Genomic DNA, 1,742 nt, shown 5'->3' with positions numbered 1-1,742 from the left:
GGGCACTCTAAAGGGCCGGCTGGCACGCGTGCCAGCGCGACAACCGCCAGCCACCGCGGTAGCCAATTGTCCAGGGGACGCGGGTACGGATTCGGCCGAGCTTCATCGAGAGCCGGCGACCGTCCTGGCGATGGCGCCCAAGGTGTTCACCATGCCTATGCGTGTCAGCCGCCGGATCGCCGGGTGCAGTAGGCGACCGGACAGGCGCCAGACCCGGTATGCGCGCGTGAAGGTCAGCTCGCAGCCGCCGGGTGCCGGTCGCAGGACAAAGCCGTCATAGGAGTGGGTCTGGCCGTCATACGGTCCGGTGAGGATGGTCTTCACCCAGCACATCGTGTCGGTGCCTAGTTCTAAGTGTCTCCAGCGCAAATTCAGTTGGCGGCGCCGGTTGCGCGAGCGGTGCTGACTGACTATCCCATCCGGATACCGTTCGCACACCTCTGCTGGCAATACGGCCCATCCGGTGAGCATCCCCGGATCGGCCAGCACCGCATGCACCTGCTCTGGTGGCGCAGAGATGAATCGGCTCAGGCGCAGGGCTGCGGACGGCGTCTCCGGCAACAGGTCGTGGTCGACTTTCGCGACGCCGGGAGTGCCACAGGTGACCTCCTCGTGCGTGTCCAGATCGGCGCGCAGCCGCTCAGTATTCACGTCGAGGTGAGCGAGTATGCGCATCGGCGCTCCGCCGTCCAGACCCAGAAGGCTCTTCAGGGCGGACAGGGAAGTACTGAAATCATTGCGACGATCATGGGCGAACTGCTGAGCTTGTCCGGACAGGGGAATATCGCCACTGTCAGCCAGCCTCTGCGCCTCCTGGCCCGGTGACTGCAGCGAAGCCGGTATAGCGGCTGCGTCTATGCCGAGGGCAGCCAGGTCCGCCGCGGCAACTTCGTGCATGGCGCGTCGGGCGTTCGCCAGGGTGACTCCGTGTGCGCCGAGCAGCGCTGCCGCCTCACCGCCCTGGGCTAGCAGCCCCAGCAGCAGGTGGTCGATGTCGATCTCAGGGTGCTGTAAACGCCCGGCCTCATGGCGGGCGCAACTAATCCAGGACCACAGATGGGTAGGCCGCGGTTTCGTCATCGGTTGCTCCTCCTGATGGGTGCCAGCCCGGGTGCGACTCGCTTTGCGTACTTCTTGTGGACGGCCTGGCGGGTGACGCCGAGGTTGCTTGCGATTTCCGTCCAGCTCATGCCGGCGCGCAGAGCAGCCTCAACCTGTGCGAGCTCCAGAGTCTCGGTCAGCCTGCGCAAGGCGGCCACGGCGCGTAAACCCGTAACCGGCTTGGTCGTATCGGCTGCTGCCGCGGCCACTTGGTCGGGCGATGGTGTCATTGCTGAACCCATGTGAGCAACCTACGTTGACAGACGCCGATTCGTCAATCAAAGTTGCTTAGCTTGTGCCTGCGGGTTCTCGCCCGTGTTGCATCTACGGTTCTGGGACGCAGGGGTGCCCAGCATTGCCGGGATCTTGTAGCAGCTGGGCAAGCTAGCGGCGTAGGCAGAACGTGTTCGGCGACTCGTGACGGCCCCAGCGCCCCGCTGGGGGCTGGAACCTCCTGGTGGTGCCGTGACCAACCCGGGTCATCGGCTCGTGCTGGGGGCCGTGCGCGAGGAGCGCGCTGTGCCAGCCCCCGAACCGCTGACCCGCCCCTGACCCGCCCCTGTGCGTTCCACGACCTCGGGCCACGTTCCACGACCTTGGTGCGTGTTCCACGACCACCCCGGGGTCGTGGAACACGCACC

2 protein-coding genes are annotated in these 1,742 nt (G+C 66.0%); both read right to left on the bottom strand.

Going from position 1 to position 1,742, the window contains the following annotated elements:
* Positions 1-102: 102 nt before the first annotated feature.
* Positions 103-1,080, bottom strand: a complete 978-nt coding sequence (locus tag GZ998_RS06465) for an SRPBCC family protein (RefSeq protein ID WP_219109396.1) — start codon at positions 1,078-1,080, stop codon at positions 103-105.
* Positions 1,077-1,331 carry a hypothetical protein gene (locus GZ998_RS06460; RefSeq protein ID WP_161924114.1) on the bottom strand — a complete coding sequence of 85 codons (255 nt, stop codon included), beginning with the start codon at positions 1,329-1,331 and terminating at the stop codon, positions 1,077-1,079. Before GZ998_RS06460 ends, GZ998_RS06465 begins: the two co-directional genes overlap by 4 nt.
* Positions 1,332-1,742 lie beyond the last annotated feature (411 nt).

Source organism: Actinomyces sp. 594 (assembly GCF_019325145.1).
Taxonomy (GTDB): Bacteria; Actinomycetota; Actinomycetes; order Actinomycetales; family Actinomycetaceae; genus Actinomyces.
Note: the sequence above shows the minus strand (reverse complement) of the source record. Positions and strands in the feature narration are given on the sequence as shown.